Origin of the sequence: Acinetobacter sp. HY1485 (assembly GCF_027568475.1) — a bacterium.
Classification (GTDB): Bacteria; Pseudomonadota; Gammaproteobacteria; order Pseudomonadales; family Moraxellaceae; genus Acinetobacter.
In genome coordinates, this window is sequence record NZ_JANKZG010000002.1 from 307,506 (window position 1) to 331,125 (window position 23,620).

18 protein-coding genes and 1 riboswitch are annotated in these 23,620 nt (G+C 40.2%); of the genes, 2 read left to right on the forward strand and 16 right to left on the reverse strand.

The window, feature by feature from the left end; translation table 11 throughout:
• Positions 1–115: 115 nt before the first annotated feature.
• Positions 116–1,211, reverse strand: a protein-coding gene (gene prfB, locus PCI70_RS03350) for a peptide chain release factor 2 (protein WP_269913932.1) whose coding sequence is annotated in 2 segments (ribosomal slippage) — positions 116–1,138 and positions 1,140–1,211 — 1,095 coding nt in all. Because the reading frame shifts where the segments join, the coding sequence is not laid out codon by codon here.
• Positions 1,212–1,628: 417 nt separating this feature from the next.
• On the opposite strand from prfB, the gene PCI70_RS03355 reads away from it, so the two are divergent.
• Complete coding sequence (locus PCI70_RS03355; protein ID WP_269913933.1) at positions 1,629–2,402, forward strand: putative porin; 774 nt, start codon at positions 1,629–1,631, stop codon at positions 2,400–2,402.
• 793 nt (positions 2,403–3,195) lie between these two features.
• Here the strand turns inward: PCI70_RS03355 and recJ are convergent.
• The 9 genes from recJ to PCI70_RS03400 all read right to left on the reverse strand — a co-directional run bounded on the left by recJ (position 3,196) and on the right by PCI70_RS03400 (position 16,008).
• Positions 3,196–4,890 (reverse strand): single-stranded-DNA-specific exonuclease RecJ, encoded by a 1,695-nt coding sequence (gene recJ, locus PCI70_RS03360; protein ID WP_269913934.1) that lies wholly within the window; start codon positions 4,888–4,890, stop codon positions 3,196–3,198.
• The gene (pdxH, locus tag PCI70_RS03365; protein ID WP_269913935.1) at positions 4,890–5,546 is read right to left on the reverse strand and encodes a pyridoxamine 5'-phosphate oxidase; all 657 of its coding nucleotides are present in this window, start codon (positions 5,544–5,546) and stop codon (positions 4,890–4,892) included. Before pdxH ends, recJ begins: the two co-directional genes overlap by 1 nt.
• Before the next feature lie 20 nt (positions 5,547–5,566).
• Positions 5,567–6,895 carry a phosphoglucosamine mutase gene (gene glmM / locus PCI70_RS03370; RefSeq protein WP_269913936.1) on the reverse strand — a complete coding sequence of 443 codons (1,329 nt, stop codon included), beginning with the start codon at positions 6,893–6,895 and terminating at the stop codon, positions 5,567–5,569.
• A 127-nt stretch (positions 6,896–7,022) separates the two neighbouring features.
• Positions 7,023–8,489 carry an IMP dehydrogenase gene (gene guaB, locus PCI70_RS03375; protein WP_269913937.1) on the reverse strand — a complete coding sequence of 489 codons (1,467 nt, stop codon included), beginning with the start codon at positions 8,487–8,489 and terminating at the stop codon, positions 7,023–7,025.
• 150 nt (positions 8,490–8,639) lie between these two features.
• Positions 8,640–9,434: an MBL fold metallo-hydrolase gene (locus PCI70_RS03380; protein ID WP_269913938.1), complete on the reverse strand. Its 795-nt coding sequence runs from the start codon at positions 9,432–9,434 to the stop codon at positions 8,640–8,642.
• Between the two features lie 149 nt (positions 9,435–9,583).
• The gene (locus PCI70_RS03385) at positions 9,584–10,159 is read right to left on the reverse strand and encodes a TMEM165/GDT1 family protein (RefSeq protein ID WP_269913939.1); all 576 of its coding nucleotides are present in this window, start codon (positions 10,157–10,159) and stop codon (positions 9,584–9,586) included.
• A 4-nt stretch (positions 10,160–10,163) separates the two neighbouring features.
• A riboswitch (yybP-ykoY riboswitch) is annotated at positions 10,164–10,348 on the reverse strand.
• A 63-nt stretch (positions 10,349–10,411) separates the two neighbouring features.
• Complete coding sequence (locus PCI70_RS03390) at positions 10,412–12,370, reverse strand: 2-oxo acid dehydrogenase subunit E2 (protein ID WP_269913940.1); 1,959 nt, start codon at positions 12,368–12,370, stop codon at positions 10,412–10,414.
• Between the two features lie 2 nt (positions 12,371–12,372).
• Positions 12,373–15,090, reverse strand: coding sequence for a pyruvate dehydrogenase (acetyl-transferring), homodimeric type (gene aceE / locus PCI70_RS03395; RefSeq protein WP_269913941.1), 2,718 nt, complete (start codon positions 15,088–15,090; stop codon positions 12,373–12,375).
• A 240-nt stretch (positions 15,091–15,330) separates the two neighbouring features.
• Positions 15,331–16,008 carry a M23 family metallopeptidase gene (locus PCI70_RS03400; RefSeq protein WP_269913942.1) on the reverse strand — a complete coding sequence of 226 codons (678 nt, stop codon included), beginning with the start codon at positions 16,006–16,008 and terminating at the stop codon, positions 15,331–15,333.
• Between the two features lie 110 nt (positions 16,009–16,118).
• Between PCI70_RS03400 and PCI70_RS03405 the strand changes: the two genes are divergently transcribed.
• Positions 16,119–16,556 (forward strand): DUF721 domain-containing protein, encoded by a 438-nt coding sequence (locus tag PCI70_RS03405; protein ID WP_269913943.1) that lies wholly within the window; start codon positions 16,119–16,121, stop codon positions 16,554–16,556.
• Between the two features lie 97 nt (positions 16,557–16,653).
• On the opposite strand, the gene lpxC is transcribed toward PCI70_RS03405, so the two are convergent.
• The 6 genes from lpxC to murC form a co-directional block, all read right to left on the reverse strand.
• Positions 16,654–17,556: a UDP-3-O-acyl-N-acetylglucosamine deacetylase gene (lpxC, locus tag PCI70_RS03410; protein ID WP_269913944.1), complete on the reverse strand. Its 903-nt coding sequence runs from the start codon at positions 17,554–17,556 to the stop codon at positions 16,654–16,656.
• 122 nt (positions 17,557–17,678) lie between these two features.
• Positions 17,679–18,884: a cell division protein FtsZ gene (gene ftsZ, locus PCI70_RS03415; RefSeq protein WP_269913945.1), complete on the reverse strand. Its 1,206-nt coding sequence runs from the start codon at positions 18,882–18,884 to the stop codon at positions 17,679–17,681.
• Between the two features lie 162 nt (positions 18,885–19,046).
• A complete protein-coding gene (gene ftsA, locus PCI70_RS03420; RefSeq protein ID WP_269913946.1) occupies positions 19,047–20,309 on the reverse strand; it encodes a cell division protein FtsA in 1,263 nt (420 codons plus the stop codon).
• A 64-nt stretch (positions 20,310–20,373) separates the two neighbouring features.
• Positions 20,374–21,228 carry a cell division protein FtsQ/DivIB gene (locus tag PCI70_RS03425; RefSeq protein ID WP_269913947.1) on the reverse strand — a complete coding sequence of 285 codons (855 nt, stop codon included), beginning with the start codon at positions 21,226–21,228 and terminating at the stop codon, positions 20,374–20,376.
• 3 nt (positions 21,229–21,231) lie between these two features.
• Positions 21,232–22,158 carry a D-alanine--D-alanine ligase gene (locus PCI70_RS03430; RefSeq protein WP_269913948.1) on the reverse strand — a complete coding sequence of 309 codons (927 nt, stop codon included), beginning with the start codon at positions 22,156–22,158 and terminating at the stop codon, positions 21,232–21,234.
• A 10-nt stretch (positions 22,159–22,168) separates the two neighbouring features.
• Positions 22,169–23,611: a UDP-N-acetylmuramate--L-alanine ligase gene (murC, locus tag PCI70_RS03435; protein ID WP_269913949.1), complete on the reverse strand. Its 1,443-nt coding sequence runs from the start codon at positions 23,609–23,611 to the stop codon at positions 22,169–22,171.
• Positions 23,612–23,620 lie beyond the last annotated feature (9 nt).

Below are 23,620 nucleotides of genomic sequence, written 5' to 3' on the forward strand. Positions count from 1 at the left end.
AGCACAGCAATCATCATCAATACAAAATCATTATATCTAAAATTTACGATATTAATATCGTTTTTTGTCAATATTTGTATCGTATATTTACGATTTACTGTGCTTCTTTAAAAATTTACAGCCCTTGTTTTAAACTTGCCTCAATAAATTTATCAAGATCGCCATCTAAAACAGCGCCCGTATTTGAATTTTCTACGCCTGTACGTAAGTCTTTGATACGTGAGTCATCAAGTACATAAGAACGAATTTGACTCCCCCAACCAATATCAGATTTACTCTCTTCTAAGGCTTGTGCAGCTTCATTACGCTTGTTCATTTCAAGCTCGTACAATTTTGCACGTAACTGTTTCCACGCGTGGTCACGGTTGGCATGTTGCGAACGTTGGTTTTGACATGCCACCACAATACCTGTTGGCGCGTGAGTTAAACGTACCGCAGAGTCAGTTTTGTTGATGTGCTGACCACCTGCACCCGAGGCACGGTAAGTATCTGTACGCACATCAGCAGGGTTAATTTCAATTTCAATATTGTCATCAACTTCAGGCGATACAAACACAGCACTAAATGAAGTATGACGGCGGTTACCGCTGTCAAATGGCGATTTACGTACTAAACGATGCACGCCTGTTTCGGTACGCAACCAACCAAAGGCATACTCACCTTCTACACGAATGGTTGCAGATTTAATGCCTGCCACATCACCGTCTGAAACTTCCATCAGTTCTGCTTTAAACCCATGACGCTCAATCCAACGCATATACATACGTAATAGCATTGATGCCCAATCTTGTGCTTCTGTACCACCAGAACCTGCTTGTACTTCTACATAGCATGGGTTTGGATCCATCGGGTTACTAAACATACGACGGAACTCAAGTTTAGCAAGTGCTTCTTCTGCACTGTCTAACTCGGCTTCTACATCGCTCAGTAAGCTTTCATCTTCTACTTCTACCGCCAAATCAAGCATCGCTTTGGCATCTTCAATTTGTTCTGCAAGGTTGTCTAACACGTTCAGAACGTTTTCTAAATCACCCTTTTCTTTGGCCATTGCCTGTGCGCGCTTTTGGTCGTTCCAAATCGCAGGATCTTCTAATTCACGTAGAACTTCTTCTAAACGCTCTTTTTTAAGATCGTAGTCAAAGATACCCCCGTAGTGTTTGACCACGGTCTGTTAGATCTTTAAGCTTATTTAAATACGGATTAATTTCCACGTAAATTTCTCACTACACAGGTAAAAACTAGTACTTATTTTATCATAAATCGAAAATTTAGGATTTAGGATTTAGGATTTAGGATTTAGGATTTAGGATTTAGGATTTAGGATTTAGGATTTAGGATTTAGGATTTAGGATTTAGGATTTAGGATTTAGGATTTAGGATTTAGGATTTAGGATTTAGGATGCAATAAAATATTAAAGTAAAATTAAATTTTTAAAAAAGATACAAATAAATGACACTATTAATAAAACATAACATTATATATTTACCATAAATAACAATAACTTAAACTCAAAAAACCAACTTATTTATTCAAGATTACACACACAATATTGACCAAAAAGAAAAACGCTCTAAACTCAAACTTGTAACAAAAAATGTAAATTACTTTCTTTTGGAGGAGAGTAACCATGAAAAAAACTTTACTTGCTACAGCACTTTTTGCAGGTCTTGCAATTACAGGTACAGCGAATGCGTACCAAACCGAAGTAGGCGGCTCATACAGTTACCTAGATCCAGATCACGGTGATGGTGTAAGTCAGTTTGGTGTCAATGGTACTTACTACTTCAATCCTGTACAAACACGTAATGCACCGCTTGCAGAAGCAGCATTTTTAGACCGTGCCAGCAATGTAAATGCACAAGCCAACTACGGTCATAACAATGGCGTAAAAAATTCAACTTACGGTATTGGCGGTGAATATTACGTTCCAAATTCTGACTTCTATTTGGGTGGTAATGTTGCTCGTAACGAGATTAAACTTGACCACTCAAGTGCAGAGAAAAAAACCACGCTTTATAGTGCAGAAGTAGGTTATTTACCTGCACCAGGGTTATTGGTTGCAGTGGGTGCACAAGGTTATGACACTAAAAATGGTGATGACGGTGTAGACCCTACCTTACGTGCAAAATATGTAACACAAGTCGGACAGCACGATGTGAACTTAGAAGCACGTGGTGTGTTTGGTAGCGATAACAACAAACAATACTATGTAGGTGGTGACTACTACATCGACAAAACATTAAGTGTTGGTGCAGATTACACAAAAGACAAATCTATTGATCAAAATCAATGGGGCTTAACTGCGAAGAAATTCTTTAATGAAAATCTAAGCGTGGATGGTCGTCTTGGTTTTGGTGATGATTACAACACCTATACTGTTGGTGCATCTTACCGCTTCTAATGGTATAAAACTAAAAAGCACGCTTCAGGGCGTGCTTTTTTAATACAAAATATCTTCAAATGCCTATACTTGCTGTTTTTTATTTCAGGGTCTTGCTCAGCACATATTTTTGATTTTCTTAGTAAACGCATTAGGCAATTTCATAACCTTAATAAAGCATTATCAAAATCTTTTAAAGTATTTACTTTGCTATTAAATATACCATCCCATCTTGGTACATTTCATATAATATAAATATAAAATTTAATATTAAGCCCAACTTCATTTTTAAAATGGCTGTTTGAATATCTTGCTTCGAAGTTTGGTCAAAACAAGAAATAACCTGCAACCTCATTAACCGTATCTAGCACCGTTCTCGACTTGACAATGGTCTAATTCAGCTTGAGGTAAATAAGGCTTAAAAATATGAATATCGCGTAATATACCAAGCCCCATAATATAAATATATTAATTAAAATACTAATGATTCTCTCTTAGTACATTTGATTATTGTTTTATTTCGCGCTTCTTGCTCATAAACATAAAAAAGAAAATAACGCAGCAAATTAGGTTTTAGAAAAATCGTCATAGCCTTTTACTATACAATATCCGTTAACTAATAATATGTACTTAACTTTATTTGAAGTAAGCAATATTTAACCCACCGATTCAATTCTACTAAATCCCCTACCTAGCCTGTTCTATTTAAATTTTTGCTCAATTCAATTTTCGGTTTAAAAATCACTCCAATAGTTTCAATATTTTTAACGCTGATCTGTAGGCTTTTAAGCTAATACTCCCAAAACCATCAAACTCATATCACCGCCATTAAATAAACAATATGCAGTTGCAGACGAGTCACGCCATTAAAAGAATTTTTATCTAATTGATATACAAGGCGTATTCTTTTGGATGTTTCATCAAATGAAAATCGATCCTTTGCATTAAAACCAATCGCATCAATGATCTGCCCACTTTGGCATTTTAAACTCAGTTTTAAATGTTTTTCTTTCAACCATCTAAAATTTAAAACGTCAAAAACACCCTCAAACACAGGATACGGAAATTTTTGTCCCCATGGTCCCAAAGCATCAATTTTTTCAACAGTGGTTAAGTTCAATGCTTCAGCGGGTAACATACCATCTGTCCATAACACTTCCTCTAAGATGCTTGCATCTACTTGGGCAATACACTGTTCAAAAGCAGTTTTGAAAGCTTCAAAGTCCACTTTTTTGATGGTTAATCCTGCTGCTGCTGCATGACCACCAAAAAACCGAATAAGATGTGGATATTCTTCTGCCACTTTTTCGATCATATCGCGTACATGGATACCCTCAATAGAGCGTGCAGAACCTTTAATATGAATACCATCTGCATCAGGTGCAAATACAATACTTGGGCGATGAAACTGTTCTTTTAAACGCCCTGCCACAATACCAATCACCCCTTGGTGCCAATGTTCTTCAAATAATACAATGGCAGATTTTGGTGTATCTAAATGAATGTTTTGTAAAATCTGTAAGGCTTCATCTTTAATTTCACCCTCAACAGTACGGCGTTCTAAATTTAAACGCTGTAATTGCTGTGCGAGTGGATATGCTTCTTCAAAAGTAGATGCAAGTAAACATTCAATACCCACATCCATGGTTTCCATACGCCCTGCGGCATTCAGGCGTGGTCCAAGTACAAAACCAAAATCTTGCGCTGTGGCATGTTGTACTGATTTTCCTGCAACATCAAACAATGCCAAAATTCCTGCTCGACATTGATGCTGTTGAATACGTTTGAGTCCTGCATCAATTAAAATTCGGTTGTTATAATCTAACGCAGCAACATCGGCATATGTACCTAATGCCACTAAATCTAAATACTGCCCCATATTACAAGTGGTTTTGCCTTGCTTTTTACGTTGTGTAGCAAGATGTGCCAAGATATAAAAAGCCACGCCTACACCTGCAAGTGCTTTACTCTCAAATGGACAACCCAACTGATTAGGATTCACCACCGCATCCGCTTCAGGTGCAGATTTTGTCGTCAGGTGATGGTCGGTAACAATGACTTTCATGCCATGCAATTTGGCTTGTTCTACACCTGTATGGCTTGAAATACCGTTATCCACTGTAATGAGTAACTGTGGTTGATATTTTTGCTGTACCAAATCTGCAATTTTAGGCGTAAGCCCATAACCATATTTAAAACGGTCAGGTACAACATAATCTACTTTTGCCCCCATTTGGCGAAGTGCAAGCACCATCAGTGCCGTACTCGTTGCACCATCGGTATCATAATCGCCTACAATTACAATATGTTGCTGTGTATCAATTGCCTCATCTATAAGCGCAACGGCACTATCCAAACCTTTAAAGGTAGGCTTGAGCAGATGCTGTAATTTTAGTTCTAGATGTGTGGCGTGTTGCACACCTCGCCCTGCTAAAATGGTTTGCATAAAAGACGGCAAACCCTGAAACAAGTCAGGGTTTGTTAAAAGCGGACGTTGTTGTATTTTCATTATGGCATTAAACGGGCAAGCACCCATGCTCCATCATGTTGGGTATATTGTAAACGGTCATGTAAACGGTTGGGACGCCCTTGCCAAAATTCGTAACTTATTGGCTCGATACGATATCCACCCCAAAAAATAGGTTTTTCAAGTTCAGGTTTATCTACTACTTCATCATGCAGGTGTTGATAACGTTGTTGTAATGCTTCACGGTCTTCAATTTGACCACTTTGAGGCGTACTCACATGTGCTGCAATTTGGCTATCTCGTGGGCGTTTATGGTAATAATCTGTCGACTCTTGTTCAGATATTTTTTTAACCACGCCTGAGATACGCACCTGACGTTCTAAACTTGCCCAATAAAACAAAATTTCTGCATATGGATTTTGTGCTAAATCTAAGCCTTTTTGACTGTCATAATTAGTATAGAAGTCATAGCCTACCTCGGTTGCACCACGTAATAATACGGTACGTACATGCGGACGACCTTGTGCATCTGCCGTTGCCAAAGACATAGCATACGGCTCGTGCAGTTGTGCCTGTAAAGCAAAATTAAACCAATTCAAAAACTGCTCATGCGGGTTTTCGCTTACTTGTGACTCAATCAGTTCACCTTGTTCATAACTTAAACGTAATTCACTTAAATCTTTAATCACATCGCTCATGGTTTAATTTTCCTTTTTATTTACGCATGTTGTTTAATTGCATCAGCTAAATCGTTTGCAAGTTGCTTAACTTCCGCAAGTTGATCCCCTTCTACCATCACACGAATCATAGGTTCTGTGCCTGATTTACGAATAAGTAAACGACCACGCCCTTGCAACTGTTGCTCTGCTTGGTCAAATTTTTCAACTAAGGCAGGAATGGCAAATGGGTCCATCATTTGCTCTAAACGCACATTAACCAACACTTGTGGAAATAGCTCAAAGCCCTCTACAAGCTCATGTAGTGCTTTGTTTTGATATACCATTACGGTTAATACTTGCAATGCTGCAATAATTGCATCGCCTGTGGTGCTTTTATCTAGTGTTAAAATATGCCCGGATGGTTCGCCACCAATTGCCCACGCATTTTCTTGTAAGTCTTGTAGCACATAACGGTCGCCTACTTTGGCACGTACAAAGGGTACTTCATGTTTTTGTAAAGCAAATTCAAGTGCCATATTACTCATGACTGTACCTACAATTCCTGCAGGTTTCTTTTTGGCTTGAGTGGCTAAAATATAAAGAATATGATCGCCATCAATCAGGTTTCCGTGTTTATCTACCAAAATGACACGGTCGGCATCACCATCAAATGCAATACCAATATCTGCTTGATGTTCTATTACCGCTTTTTGTAAACTTTCTGGATGTGTAGAACCACAGTTTTCGTTGATGTTCACGCCATTAGGTTCATTATAAATTGCCGTAACTTGTGCCCCTAACTCTCTAAATACGGCAGGTCCTACGTTGTACGCTGCACCGTGAGCACAATCCACCACAATTCTTAAATTGCGTAAGTTATAGCGGTATGGAAACGTCGATTTACAAAACTCAATGTAGCGTCCATTGGCATCTTTAACACGCACACTTTTTCCAAGCTGTGCTGTATCTTCAATCACAATCTCATCTTCTAATGCTTGGTTAATAGCATCTTGTACATCATCGGGTAGTTTTTTACCTTCACCCGAAAAGAATTTGATTCCATTGTCAAAATATGGGTTATGAGAAGCCGAAATTACAATTCCTGCATCGGCATGTAATGCACGTGTTAAATGTGCAATAGCAGGGGTTGGCAGTGGTCCTAACAAGTGAACATAAACACCTGCTGCATTTAAACCCGACTGTAAAGCAGACTCTAAGATATATCCAGAAAGACGAGTATCTTTACCCATAACGACCACAGGTTTACGGTTCGGATTTTGTTGTTTAAGCACTTTCCCTGCGGCAAAACCGAGTTTTAATGCAAATTCTGGCGTGATTGGAAGTTGTCCAAATTTTCCACGAATACCATCTGTGCCAAAATAACTCATGCGTTTCTCACTACCTATTCGATCTAGGACGACTAAATCTTTTTCTTGTTCATCAAGTGAAATACTTTACACCAAAATGAAAAAACCGTCACAAAGTGACGGTTTTTTGTACTGCAATTTTACGAAATTAACCTAAACGATAGTTTGGCGCTTCTTTCGTAATGGTCACATCATGTACATGTGACTCTTTCATGCCTGCAGAGGTAATTTTTACAAATTTTGCATTTTGGCGTAAATCTTCTACAGTCGCAGAACCTGTGTAACCCATAGATGAACGTAAACCACCCATCATTTGATGCACAATTGCGCCCATAGGACCTTTGTACGGTACACGACCTTCAATACCTTCTGGTACTAATTTTTCAGCACCTGCTTTAGCATCTTGGAAGTAACGGTCAGCAGAACCTGAAGAACCTGCCATCGCACCTAAAGAACCCATACCGCGGTATGCTTTGTAGTAACGACCTTGGAATAATTCTACTTCACCCGGTGCTTCTTCAGTACCTGCAAGTAAAGAACCAATCATAATGGTGCTTGCACCTGCGCCAATGGCTTTAGACATATCGCCAGAGAAACGGATACCACCATCTGCAATTAAAGGAATTTCTTCTTTTAATGCATTTGCAACACTGTCAATTGCCGAAATTTGTGGAACACCAATCCCTGCAACAATACGTGTTGTACAAATTGAACCAGGACCAATACCCACTTTAACCGCATCTGCACCTGCATCACGCAATGCCATTGCCGCATCACCTGTTGCAATGTTACCGCCAATCACTTGAACTTGTGGGTAGTTCTTTTTCACCCAGCGTACACGTTCAATTACACCTGCAGAGTGACCATGTGCTGTATCAACCACAATCACGTCAGCACCGGCATCTACTAATGCTTCTACGCGTGACGGTGTTTCTGCACCAGTACCAACAGCAGCACCTACAAGTAAGCGACCTAATTCATCTTTAGAGCTACTTGGAAATGCTTCAGCTTTACGGAAATCTGTTACCGTAATTAAGCCTTTAAGTGCATTATTGCCATCAACCACAAGTACTTTTTCAATGCGGTGTTTTTGTAATAGTGCCTGAATATTTTCTTTAGATTCGCCTTCGCGCACTGTCACTAAACGCTCTTGCGGTGTCATGATATTGCTTACTGGCTGTTCTAGATTCGTTTCAAAACGTGTATCACGCCCTGTTACAATACCCACAACCTGTCCATTTTTTACAACAGGTAAACCACTGATGTTATTTGCTTGTTTAATTGCAATTAACTCACGAATAGTGGTTTCTGGTGATACTGTAATTGGGTCTTTTACCATACCCGCTTCAAATTTTTTCACACGGCGAACTTCTGCAGCTTGTGCAGCGATATCCATGTTTTTATGAAGAATACCAATACCACCGTTTTGCGCCATTGCAATTGCCATGCGTGACTCTGTCACAGTATCCATCGCAGCCGATACTAAAGGCACATTCAATTGAATACCACGCGTTAAGCGTGATTGAAGAGAAACATCTTTTGGGAGAACAGTAGAATAGGCTGGGACTAATAAGACATCATCGAAGGTAAGCGCTTCTTGAACGATGGTCAGCATAACAATCTCTCTTTAATTCCGTGCGCTATTATAAACAAATTTTGACTGTAATTTCATTTATTCTGCTCATTTTTTTAATTCATTGTCACAACAAATAAACGTTCATCTTCATCAAAGTAAAAAAAAGAGCCAAATGGCTCTTTTTTTTCATTAAGGTAAACGAAATGAATTTTGATTAAATAAATCAATACCGCACTCAAGCGTTTCTATCCAATCTAAAAATTCATTGATTTGTTGCTTACCCATAAATGGCGTACCGTGTTGAGGCACAATCATATCTAAATCAAGTTGGCGCACCATATTCACCCATAAACGAATGACTTTATTGCTACACATGTAGCGTTGATGGAAACCTTTCATTTTTGGAATATGGCTTTGAAAATCTGTAAGTGGTTGACTTGCATCATCCACCATTGATGCACCCATATCACCTGAAAATAAAATTTTGGCAATAGGGTCGTAAAATTGAAAGTTACCCACTGAATGCATAAAGTGTGCAGGGAGTGCCCAAATTTCAGACTCACCTAAGCGCACACGTTGTCCACCATCGGCAAGCTCAAGTAAACGTTGCTCCCAATTTCCTTTCATACGGTCACTGGTAAATGCAGAATTTAAATGGGGTAAAAAGCGCGCCCATAACTTAGATGCGACAACAGTCGCATCGGTATAAATTAACCAACGTGGCATTGAGGTAATAATATCTGGATCTTGGTGCGATGCCATGACGTAATCTACGTTACTTAGCTTGGTATATTTATTGAGTTCCATTGTCAGTGGCATATAAGTTAAATCACCACCTGGGTCTAAAATTGCCGCTCGCTGGTTGTCTAAAATTAAGAACTGATTTGCCTGTACACCTTCGCCTTTAACCAAACTGGTAAAGCTAATGCATTTATGTGTACCATTATCAAATAGTACTTGTGATGTTGTGCGTTCTAACGCCATCCCCAAAGCCCCTGAAAAATTCAGTATAATAATTTTCCATACAAAATGTATGTGTTTCCAACATAGTACAATTTATTGATTTAATTTTTAATAGTTTTTTTATATTTTGCATAAAAATAGCCCAAATTGGGCTATTTTTTTAGTTTTACTTAAAACCAGTAGTGTTGAGCTAGAGTACTCAAACCCACCACTAGAAAAATACAAGCACCAATTTTGTGAATAAGCGCAATCGGTAATTTATCAGCTAACTTATCACCAATAAAAACAGCAGGAGCATTGGCAATCATCATCCCAATGGTTGTACCTAACATTACAATCCAAACGCTATCAAAGCGAGCAGAAAGTGCGACGGTTGCAATTTGTGTTTTATCGCCAATTTCCGCTAAGAAAAATAGAATAAAGGTTGCTCCAAAAACACCAAAACGCTGCCAACGGTTGATACTATCTGTTTCATCACCTAACTTATCAGGAATAAGCATCCAAATTGCCATACCAATAAAGCCAACGGCTAAAATCCACATCATGGTAGTTGGACTAAGTAAAGTGGTGAGCCATTGCCCAAGTACTGCCGATAAACCGTGGTTAATAGTGGTCGCTAATACAATAGCGCATAAAATTGGAACAGGTTTTCTAAAACGAGCTGCAAGAAGAAGTGCTAAAAGTTGCGTTTTATCGCCCATTTCGGCAAGGGACACAACAGCAATAGAAATGAGGAATGCATACATTTACAAATTCTCCGGCTAGCAGAAATACCCAAGACTTATCCTCCCTGCTAGCCAATATCTGCAGAGTGATAAATCAAAGGTCTTGCCAACAAAGAATTGCTATGATGACCATGTTCTGTGGAACAAGTATGTTGATCATCATCTATTTACATAATGTAAATAGCGGCTACTCCCCAATGAAGTGAGCGGCTATTATATATATTTTTCACCATAAAAAAACCCCGCCTAAGCGAGGTTTTTTTAATTTTTAAGTTAGATCAGCAAATTACGAATATCTTTAAGTAATTTAGTCAGCTTATTGGTAAAGCGAGCTGCATCTGCCCCATTAATTACACGGTGATCATAAGATAACGACAACGGTAACATTAAGCGTGCATCAAATCCTTCACCATTCCAAACAGGTTGCATAGTTGCAGGTGAAATACCCAAAATTGCAACTTGTGGGAAGTTAACAAGTGGCGTAAATGCCGTACCACCAATACTGCCAAGGCTTGTAATGGTAAAGTTTGCACCTTGTAAATCTTTTGGTGATAACTTTTTCTCACGCGCTTTTTTACTTAGCTCACCCAACTCAATTGCAATTTGTTTAATTGATTTTTGGTCAGGATTACGTAATACAGGTACTGTTAAACCGTCTGGCGTTGCAACTGCAATTCCCATATGAATTTCTTTACGTAACAATACAGATTTTTGATCATCTGACATATGTGATGCAAAGTAAGGCTCTTCTTTTAACAAGTGAGCTAATGCTTTAGCAATAAATGCCAAAATGGTTAAACTCAAACCTTGCTTTTTAAAGTCGCCTTTTAATTCGTTACGCCATGCTTCAAGCTCAGTAATATCTGCCTGATCAAATTGCGTTACTTGTGGGATGAAGTTATTTAAACATAACTGCGGTACAGACACTTGCTGTAAACGAGTAAGCGGTTTTTCTTCTACACCACCAAATGCCGTAAAGTCTGGTAATGGCGGTAAACCTGATGCCACAGGTGCAGCTGCTGCTTTTGGTGTAGCCTCTGGTGCTGTTAGGCGTTGTTTAACGTAAGCAAATACATCTTCTTTCATCACACGTTCATGCGGGCCAGAAGATTTTACGTTTGCCAAAATAACACCAAGCTCACGAGCAAGTTTGCGTACAGCAGGGCCTGCATATACTTTTGCATTTTCTGCATTTTGCTCTTGCGTTAACTTATCTGCACCTGTTGATTGTGGTGCAGCAGGCGGCTGAACTGGTTTTTCTGTCTGTGGTGCAGGTTTGGGTGCTGCTTCAGGCTTAGGTGCTGGTGTAGATGCAACAGGTTCAGGCTGTGCTTGCCCTTCAACTGCAATCGTTGCAAGTTTTACACCTTCCGTTACATCTTGACCATTTTCAACATGAATGGCTTTAATCACACCCGCAACTGTACTTGGTACTTCAACGGTTGCTTTGTCAGATTCAACCACAATTAAACTTTGGTCTTTTTCAACAACATCGCCTACTTTCACCAAAATTTCAGCAACTGCTGCTTTGTCCACACCTAAATCAGGTACAGCAATATCCGTATCACCCGCTGGTGCTACACTTGCTTGTGGTTGTTCTGCTTTTGGTGTTGCTGCTTCTTGTTTTGGCTCAGCTTTTTGTGCAGTTGGTACAGGTTCAGCTTGTGCAGTTGTTGCTGTTTTAACTTTAATTAAAACAACACCTTCTTGAATCATATCGCCTTCTTTAATCTCGATACTTTCCACAATACCTGCAACACTGCTTGGCACTTCAACCGTTGCTTTATCGGATTCAACTACAACAATACTTTGTTCTAGCTCAATCTCTTCGCCTACTTTTACCAAAATTTCACCAACAGAGGCTTTTTCTACGCCAATGTCAGGCACTTGTACATCAACCACTTGGCTACTTATTGCTTGCTGTGGTTGTGCTTTTGGCTCAGGTGCTGTTTCGGTTTTTGGTGCTTCTTCTTGTGCAACAGGTTGCGGTTCAGCTTGAACAGGGGCTTCAGATTCAAGTTCAATTAAAGCAACACCTTCTTGTACGTCATCGCCTTCTTTTACCAGAATACTTTTAACAACACCTGCAGAAGTGGTAGGCACTTCCACAGATGCTTTATCTGATTCAAGAACAACAATGCCGTCATTTTCAGCAATGGTGTCACCTACTTTAACTAAAATCTCTGCAACAGCTGCTTGATCTACGCCAATGTCAGGTGTCTTGATTTGCATGCTTACTTCTCCTCACCTGATTGATCTTCACGATATTGAGCTACCGCTTGTACTTCAGGGTGTGCTTGAGGTGCCCAAGCTACTGGACGATCAGTTTCTAATTCAAATGATGAAATGGCATCTTTAACCAAACGGTTATCAACTTCGCCTTCATCTGCTAATTTTTTAAGTGTTGCCACCACAATGTGAGCAGCATCTACACCAAAGTAGCTACGTAAGTTTGCACGCGTATCTGAACGACCAAAACCATCTGTACCTAACGTTACATATGGACGGTTATCTGGTAAATACGCACGAATTTGTTCGCTGTATGTACGCATATGATCCGTTGCAGACACCACAATACCGTCTGTACCACGTAACTGCTCAGATACCCAAGATTCTTTAGTATCTTCTGCAAGTGGGTGTAAACGGTTGTACTCATCACACGCCATACCATCACGTGCGAGTTCGTTAAAGCTTGTGACACTCCACACGTTTGAGTGAATTTGATACTCATCACGTAAAATCTGTGCAGCTTTCATCACTTCACGCAAGATCACGCCAGAACCTAACAACTGAACAGTGGCTTTGTCATCTTTTTCGAGCAAGTACATACCACGCTTAATGCCTTCTTCTACGCCTTCTGGCATTGCAGGATGCTCGTAGTTTTCGTTCATCAAGGTTAAGTAGTAGAACACACGCTCTTGATCTTGATACATGCGTTTTAAGCCATCATGCATAATCACAGCAAGTTCATAACCAAAACATGGGTCATAAGACACACAGTTTGGAATGGTGCTTGCTAAGATGTGTGAGTGACCATCTTGGTGTTGTAAGCCTTCACCGTTAAGGGTTGTACGACCTGCTGTTGCACCAAACAAGAAACCTTGTGCCTGTGCGTCACCCGCTGCCCATGCGATATCGCCAATACGTTGGAAACCAAACATAGAGTAGTACATGTATAACGGAATCATTGGTAAGTTATTGGTTGAATAACTCGTTGCCAATGCCGCCCATGCACTCATTGCACCTGCTTCGTTAATCCCTTCTTGAAGCATATGACCATTTTTTGCTTCACGATAGTTCATGAGCTGTTCATTGTCTTCAGGGATATATTTTTGCCCGTGTGCAGCATAAATACCCAACTGACGGAACATACCCTCTAAACCAAAGGTACGTGCTTCATCAGGCACAATTGGCACAACGTGGTCTTTTAACGCTTTTTCTTTTAAAAGTGCAGAAATTAAACGTACAGATACCATGGTGGTTGATTGTTCTTTACCACCGCTTCCTTTAAGCACATGGTCAAAAACAGACAATTCAGGAATTGGTAACGCAAAGCTTTCTTTACGGCGAGCAGGTAGATAACCACCTAAAGACTCACGACGTGCTTTTAAATACTTCATCTCAGGTGAGTTTTCGCTTGGACGATAAAATGGTAAGTCCTGAAGCTGTTCATCAGAGAATGGTAAGTTAAAGCGGTCACGCACGTACTGTAACGACTCAATACGCATTTTTTTGATTTGATGCGTTTTGTTGACTGCTTCTAGCTCATCAGATAAGCCGTAGCCTTTTACTGTTTTTGCTAAAATAACCGTTGGTTGTCCATTGCTTTGTGTTGCTGCTTGATACGCTGCATATACCTTAAATGGATCATGTCCACCGCGGTTAAGTGCTTCTAAATCATCATCACTTAGATCTTTTACAAGTGCAGCCGTTTCTGGATATTTACCAAAGAAATGCTCACGAATATAAGCACCGCCTTTTACTTGGTAGCGTTGATAATCGCCATCAACTACTTCTGCCATACGTGCTTTTAATGCGCCTGTGGTGTCTTTAGCAAGTAGGCTATCCCATTGACGTCCCCAAACCACTTTGATAACACGCCAACCTGCACCACGGAACACAGACTCAAGTTCTTGAATAATTTTGTCATTACCACGAACAGGACCGTCTAAACGCTGTAAATTACAGTTTACCACCCAAATAAGGTTGTCTAATTTTTCACGACCTGCAAGAGAAATAGCACCTAAACTTTCAGGCTCATCCATTTCACCATCGCCAAGATATGCCCAAATCTTACGGTCTTCTTCTTTAATCAGCTCACGGTTCATCAAGTACTTTTGAATATGTGCTTGATAAATTGACATAATTGGACCAAGACCCATCGATACCGTTGGGAACTGCCAATAGTCAGGCATTAAATAAGGATGCGGATAGCTTGGTAAGCCGTTACCATTTACTTCACGGCGGAAATTGCTCAACTGCTCTTCAGTTAAACGTCCTTCTAAGAACGAACGTGCATAGATACCAGGGGCACAGTGTCCTTGATAATAAATCATGTCACCACCGAAGTGATCACTGCTTGCACGGAAGAAATGGTTAAAACCAACATCATAAAGCGTTGCAGAAGATGCAAAGCTTGCTAAGTGACCGCCTAGATCATCACCTGTTTTATTTGCACGAAGCACCATTGCTAGTGCGTTCCAACGGATTAAAGCGCGAATACGACGCTCCATATCTGGCTCACCTGGCATTGCAGGTTGCTCATCAACAGAAATGGTGTTGAGATATGGCGTATTAAGACGCTGAACGGGAACATGTTTTGCAATAGCTTGCTGGTATAATTTTTCTAATAAAAATGCAGCACGCTCCGTGCCCATATGCTTTAAAACAGAATCAAAGGCATCTTGCCATTCTTGGGTTTCTTGCGCGTCGGAATCACCATAATACGCCATAGTTCACCTTTCCTTAATCATTATAAGTTACCCTTATTTTTACCATGTTTTTGCGGTAAAAGTTATGGTTACTTTTAAATACAACGTCATATCGACATTTCGTAAATAAATACCGATTGACAATGAAAACTTTCGCTTAATAAAAAATCGCCAATAGTGGCGATTTCTTTCTAGCACTTGATGTATAAGGGCTTGAGAGGTTTTAGCCACGGTTATTATACATCGAATTTAATTTGTTTATTATGGCAACATTGCTAAATAAGTGCTTGGATTTGCACGCTTACCATCGGCTACTATTTCGTAATGCAAATGAGGACCTGTACAACGACCTGTACAACCTACTTTCGCAATTTCTTCACCTGCACTGACTTTATCACCCACTTTGACAAATAAGCGTGATGCATGACCATAACGTGTTAAATAGCCATTACCATGATTAATTTCTACAAATTGACCATAACCATTTACCCAACCTGAACGTGTCACAACACCTGTACCCGAGGCAAAAATAGGTGTACCTGATGGTGCTGCTAAGTCAACGCCTGGGTGTCCTTCACGCTTACCACCCATCACACGTTGACCAAAACCTGAACTTAAACGCACTGCATCAGGAAGTGGATTTTTCTTCAACCAAGACATCACACCACCTGTAGCAGACTGTCCATATTTTTGAGTAATTGAGGCATTTGTGAATTCTGTTGCAGTAGAAGACGCTGCTTTCACTGTTTTATTGTTTTGTTGACGTACAGTAACGTTTAAATGTGTTGATTTCTCGCGTGGTGTATCAGCACTATAAGACCCTGCTGAAATGGTATGGGATAACTTCCCTAACTGCTCTGATGAATTATTTTCAATTAAATCTGCAAAAACCATTGGCGTCGAGACCAACATTGATAACGCCAGTAATATACGTCGCATAAAAACCCCTAAATGCTATTTTAAATATGGTCAAACGTCATGTACATTTCTTGCCTTCATTTAGATAAACCTCTAACCTAAACACCTTGTGCTATAGCCAGAGATATCTAATGACACAACCACTTCATGTGTTTAAAACTGAAAAAAAACACCCCAAAACAGGTCAAGTTCAGCTTTTAACTGCTCAAGTGAGCTACTGGCAAAAACTTACAAAAATCGTTCAACCGCTTCTACCTCAACCAGAGCGCTGGCAAGTAGCATGCTACCAACATGGTATTCTCACGCTTACAGGTGAAAATCAAGCCATGATTAGTCAACTTGGTTACCTTCAACAACATTATGTTGCACAACTCTTACACTTAGATGACTTCAAAGACTTACAAAAGATTCATGTACGGTTGCGTTCAAAAACAAAAACCATACAACCTCAAAAAAATCCTCAACCATTATCTACAGAAACACAAGAGATGTTACAAAGTGCCGCACAGTTTGTGAAGGACCCTAAGCTTAGCCAAGCTTTAATCAATTTAGCAAGACCAAAAAAGTAACCAAGCCTAATAAAAATGTGTCTTATTTACTTTTTCGTCTTAGTCGCAGTTTTCATTATAGTATAACATTGCAAAATAAGCCTATAACAATAAGGCTTTAAGCAATTCCTACATACGAAATTGGACATTCATTCGCGTCATCAAATGTTACAATTTCATAGCTGGATGGATCATCTTTAACTTGGCGTAAGAGTTGGTTATTCAATGCATGGCCAGATTTATATGCATCAAACTTGGCAATAATTTGATGTCCTAACAGGTATAAATCACCCACTGCATCTAAAATTTTATGCCGTACAAATTCATCGTTATAACGCAGTCCTTCTTCATTGACCACACCATTGTCATCTACACCAATGGCATTTTCTAAGCTCGCACCTAAAGCTAAATTATTTGCTTTTAAAAAATCTAAGTCTTTCATAAAACCAAATGTGCGTGCATCACTGACTTCATACACAAAAATTTCAGTAGAAAAATCAATGGTGGCAGATTGGTATTCTTTGGCAAATGCAGGGTGATCAAAGTCAATCGTAAAGTTAAGCTGAAACCCTTCATGTGGGGTAAATGCTGCCGTTTTATCTGCAATTTGGGCTTCTATTGGTTTTAGAATTTTAATAAATTTTTTCGGTGCATCTTGTTCAATCAAGCCACCTTGCATGAGTAAATAAATAAATGGCCCTGCACTACCATCCATAATTGGAAGTTCAGAGGCAGATACCTCAACAATTAAGTTATCAATTCCTAGCGCCGCAATTGCACTCATCACATGCTCAATGGTACCTACTTTGATGTCTTCACGTACCAAGTTAGAACACATAAATGCTTCTTGAATGAGCATTGCATCGGCAGGAATTTCAATCGGCGGATTCACATCAATACGACGAAAAACAATCCCCGAATCAACCGTATGCGGGACAAAATTAAGCATGACTTTTTGTCCGCTATGCAAGCCAATACCACTGGCTCTAACGATACGCTTGAGGGTACGTTGTTTAAACATCTGTACTCATCTTCTACCAATAAAATCGCTATACGTTAGCACATTTCGCCATTGATAAAAAATAAAAAAGGTAGACTACACATCTACCTTTTTTTCAATCAATCTAATTGAGTAAATCGATATTACTTACCTTGTTGTTTTTTAAGGTAATCTTGAATACTCATTGGGCTTGGACGTCCATTAGACTGTGGTGCAGGATTGCTCGATTGTGCAACTGGTTCTGCTTGTACATGCTGTTGTTGACGTTGAATTGCAGGAATATCATCGTCTGTTTGCGGTTGTTGTTGCAAAGGTACACTTTGTGTAGCAACTTGTTTTTGTGTAGCTGCTTTACGTGCATCTTGCGCATTTGAATTACGCGTTAAACCTGTTGCAATTACCGTTACACGGATTTCATCACGCGCTTCAGGGTCAAATACCGTACCAAAGAATACTTCACCTTCATCTAAATCAACAATCTGATTCACAACATCGGTAATAATTTGAGTTTCGCGTAACGTCACATCATTGCCACCTGTGATGTTAATTAAAACACCTTTGGCATTCATGATATTTACGTTATCTAACAATGGGCTACGGATTGCTAAACGCGCCGCATCTTCTGCACGGTCTGGACCTGAGCTTTTACCCTCGCCCATCATGGCATAACCACGCGTACTCATTGCAGTTTTTAAATCGGCAAAGTCGAGGTTAATATGACCTGGACGTACCACAAGATCAAAAATACTACGTACCGCACTTAATAATACATCATCTGCTTTACGATAAGCGTCTTGCATTGAGATATCGCCATACACATTCAGTAGACGTTCATTTGGAATAATAATTAAAGAATCGACAAACTGCTCAAGTGCTTCAATGCCTTTTTCAGCAGATTTCTGACGGCGACGACCTTCAAAGTTAAAAGGTGTTGTCACCACACCGACGGTCAAAAGACCCATTTCTTTGGCAACTTCAGCCACAACAGGTGCCGCGCCCGTACCTGTACCACCGCCCATGCCTGCAGTTACAAATACCATATCAGCACCTTCTAAATGCTGGCGGATTTGCTCGCGACTTTCTTCTGCTGCAATTTGACCTACTTCTGGATTTGCACCTGCACCCAAACCGCGTGTGCTTTGCTCACCTAGTTGGATTTTAAACGGTGCATTCATACGGTCTAGCGCTTGCTTGTCTGTATTGGCACAAACAAACTTTACACCTTTAATATCAGATTGCACCATATGCTGTACGGCATTACCACCGCCACCACCTACACCAAATACAGTGAAGCGGGCTTGACCGTTGCTATCAGATTGTTCGTCGTCTAAAAATTCAAATGAGGCCATGACCTTTAGTTTTCCTAATGTTTATTGGCAGTCAGTTGAGCCCGTATACTGCCTTTCACTTCAATAATAATAAATACAATTGTTTTTAGCATGCTGTGATTTGATGATCTTTGTCAAGTATCGACCTGATATCTTACAACTTCTCAACACGATTATATGCCGTTAAAACCACTTTCTTAAACTACCATGAAAGGTATTCCAACCATTTTTTAAACGACCCACAAATGTATCATCGCCATCATCTTGATCATGCTCTATTGTATCTGATGTTTCGCTTTGACTATAGCGCAAAAGCCCCGCCGCTGTTGCATATTGTGAGCGGCGTAACATAGGTAATAATTCATCGCTTGCAGTCACTTGCACAGGTGGGTTACTTAAATGTGCAGAAACACCAAGCGTTTTACGTGCAAAGCTCACCATACCATCAATTTGACTTGAATCACCGGCCAAAACAACACCATGATACAACCCATGAATAGCGCCTGTTTGCTCTAAATCATAACGAATATTGTTTAAAATTTCTTCATAACGCGCAATAATAATTTCGCTCAGTTCAATACGGCTAATTGTTTGCGGTCCTTCAATACCTTGAACCTGAATCATGTGGTCTGGCTTAACAGTTGCTAAGTCGATACAACCGTGCAAAACTTTAATTCTTTCTGCTTCTTCAGTGGTCGTTTGTAAGACTGCTGCAATATCACGCGTTACATTTTCACCACCAAGCGTATAGGTTTTTGCAAAGGCTAAACGTCCTTCGATGTAGGCGGCAACATTTGTTGTACTTGCACCAATATCAATTAAACAAACGCCATAATCTTTTTCATCTTGCAACAAACTTGCTTCTGCTGTTGCCAAACAAGAAACCACCATACGCTCAACGCCAATATTGGCACCTTTCATCGCACGGTCAAGGTTTTGCATAGTATTGATGGGCAATGTCATGAGTTGATAATGTCCAACCATATTATAAGCTGACATATCAACAGGGTTAATCACCCATTCAGGTGAGTCATTGAGTTCAAAGCCAAGCGGTACAGCACTTGCAAAGTAAGAATCAGCAGAAATATGTTGCGCTTTGGCTGCTTCTAATGCTTGCACCACTTCTGTGGTGGTGATTGTATGATTAGAGTTGGCAACCGCTGTACGCCCTGAAGCATAAAAACTTTTTAAGTCTGCACTTGGAATAGATACCCAAGCTGAATGGATACGGCATTCCGCCATATTTTCTGCTTCAGATACCGCATTTTTTACCGCAGAGATCACTTTGTCTAAACTGACAATTTTACCTTTGCTCATCCCACGGTTACGGGCAGTTGCCATCCCGACTACTTGAATCTGATCAGGTGCATGCACCTTGCCAATTAAGACCGAAACTTTGTGCGTCCCAATATCTATTGCTACAACTGAGGGAACCGCTTCACTCATCACCTAGTACCATTCATTTATGTTAGTTTTGGCTTAATTCGCCTGTTATCTTTTGTACCATATATTATGGCGTTGTCTTAGTTTTTTCTGCAATGCTTACATCGTTATTCATTACAACAAATTGGCCATGTATTACAGGTGGACTACCCTTCCACTGAATGGCTAAGCCATTACGATAACGTAAGTCAATCGTGGTCATTTGTTCCCATACAGGCTTAAAGTCTCGTGCTGCAAGTTGGCTTAAACGCTGTAATTTGCTCATGGTTTGGTCTTGATCCACAATAACACGTAACCCTGAGTCAAATTGCATAAACCATGTCATTCTTTCAGTTAAATATAATTCTTTTAAATGAATATTCAGTGGTTGGAATAACTGATTAATTTCGTTATAACGACGCATCATCAATTGTGATTGCGTCGTTGGCCCATGTAGTAATGGCAAGTTATTATGTGCCTGTGGTGTGGCTTCTGTAAATACATCACCATTATCACTTAATAAACGCCCTGTACCCCAACGTGCAATTGCATGGCGTGGAATAACCCGAATACGAATAGCATTTGGCCAAGCACGGGAAATCACCACATGATCGACCCAAGAAATCCCTAAAGCACGATCACGAATTTGTTCTAAATCTGACGTAAAATAATTCTTTTGAATAGTTGGCTTAACATAGCCAATCACTTGTTGTTGTTCACTTTTAGACGCAACACCCACCACATCAAGCTGTGCAGTACGCGCATCTGTAATCACCTTATACAGTCCATATAAGCCGAATACTGCAATGAGCGTGGCAATGACCAATAACAGCCATCCCCCAACATTTACCATTTTCTCTTTAGAAGAGGGTGGCTTGTCGTGAATAGAGGTAACCGCAGCCGCACGTTTTTTGCGACGCATTGAAGCAGGAAGTTGCGCCATGACTTAGTGAGCCGTTGTTAAAGTTTGTTCTAAAATTGCCACACACAATGCATCAAAATCATATCCGACCGCTTTAGCAGCTTTAGGTACTAGTGAATGACTGGTCATTCCTGGTACTGTATTGACTTCTAGCAGCCAAAAATTGCCTTGCGCATCTTGCATAGCATCAATACGTCCCCAACCGCTTGCACCTACCGCATGAAACGCACGCAAAGTTAGTGCTTGTAATTGCTGTTCTTCTGCTTCGCTTAAGCCAGATGGAATACCATAATGTGTATCGTTGCGTTCATATTTAGCATCGTAATCGTAAAATGCTACATCTTTGGGTGGTTCCAAACGAATTACAGGTAAAGCCTGACCATTTAATACAACAATAGTGTATTCACGTCCTGTAATCCATTTTTCTGCCATCACAATTGCATCATGTGCGGTTGCTTTTTCAATGGCATCTGCAAAGTCTTCACGTTTTTCAACCTTACTCATACCAATGCTTGAGCCTTCATGCACAGGTTTAATAATAACAGGCAAACCTAACGCATCAATCACATCATCTAAATTAGTGTCTTTGCTAATAATTCGGTACGGCGCTGTTGGTAAATCACTGCCTTGCCAAATTTGCTTAGTTTTGACTTTGTCCATCCCAATAGCAGAACCTTGCACCCCCGTACCTGTGTACGGAATGTTAAGCCATTCTAAAACACCTTGGATTTGTCCATCTTCGCCACCACGACCATGTAGTACAATAAATGCACGGTCATAATTTACAAGTTCTGTTACAGGACGCGTTTGTGGATCAAATGCTTCTGCATCAATACCCGAACGAATTAAGGCATCTAAAACTGATTGCCCGCTATCTAAAGATACTTTACGTTCTGCCGAACGACCACCCAATAAAACAGCAACTTTGCCAAATTTTGAAACTTCTAACACGCTGTTATCCTTAAACTATAAATAAGCCATTTTGTGCAAGCTCAACCGAAATACCACCTACATTACCTGCGCCTTGAGTGAGCAATAAGTCATGCGGTTGCAATACATTTTGCATAATTGATGCAAGGTTTTCAGGGTCAAGCAATAATGGTTCAACTTGTCCACGTAAGCGAATACTACGTGCAAGCGCACGGCTATCTGCCCCAACAATTGGCTTTTCACCCGCAGGATACACGTCTAACAAGATCAACTGATCAACTTGTGACAACACATCAACAAAATCATCAAAACAATCACGCGTACGTGAGTAGCGATGTGGCTGGAATAACATCACTAAACGGCGATCTGGATGGCTTTGGCGCGCAGCTTTAATCGTGGCATCGACTTCTTTAGGATGATGTCCATAATCATCAACTAACTTTACCGTACCATCTTGTAGTGGATATTCACCATGAATTTGGAAACGACGTCCCACCCCATTAAAACCTTCCAATGCACGACAAATCGCAGCATCAGACACACCCTCATCGGTTGCAATACCAATGGCTGCCATTGCATTTAAAACATTATGTAAACCGGGTTGATTAATGGTCACGCGTAATGGTTCACGATCTTTACGCAGTACAGTAAAATGCGATTGCATCCCATCTTGCTCTACATCTACACCACGAATATCGTTATCTTCATTAAAACCATAGGTTAACGTTGGACGACCAAAGCGTGGCATAATTTCACGGATATTATCGTCATCCCCACACACTACTGCTAAACCATAAAACGGCAACTTATGGATAAACTCTACAAACGTATCTTTTAGTTTGTCAAAGCTTCCACCATACGTATCCATATGGTCAGCATCAATATTGGTAATAATCGCTGCCATCGGTTGTAGGTATAAAAATGATGCGTCTGATTCATCCGCTTCTGCCACAATGTAACGACTAGCACCAAGCGCCGCATTTACCCCTGTACGGTTAAGCAAACCACCAATCACATAGGTTGGATCTAAATTTTCTTCTGCCAACATGGTAGTTAACAAACTTGTGGTAGTGGTTTTGCCATGTGTCCCTGCCACCGCAATGCCATGGCGATAGCGCATCAGTTCACCTAGCATTTCTGCACGGCGTACCAACGGAATACGGTGTTCTAACGCTGCCTTAATTTCAGGATTTTCACGATCAATGGCAGTGGAGACCACAATCACATTGGCATCTTTAACGTTATCTGCATGATGCCCAATAAAAACTTGGATACCTTCTTGTTCAAGTTTAGCTGTCACTTTAGACGCTTTGATGTCTGAACCCGATACACAGTAACCCTGATTTTTAAGGACTTCTGCAATACCACACATACCTGCGCCACCAATACCCACAAAGTGAATATGTTTAATACGACGCATTTCGGGTACTTTAATAAGCTTTTTGGCTTGTTCTGCCGTTGGAGTTGGTGACATACAATACTC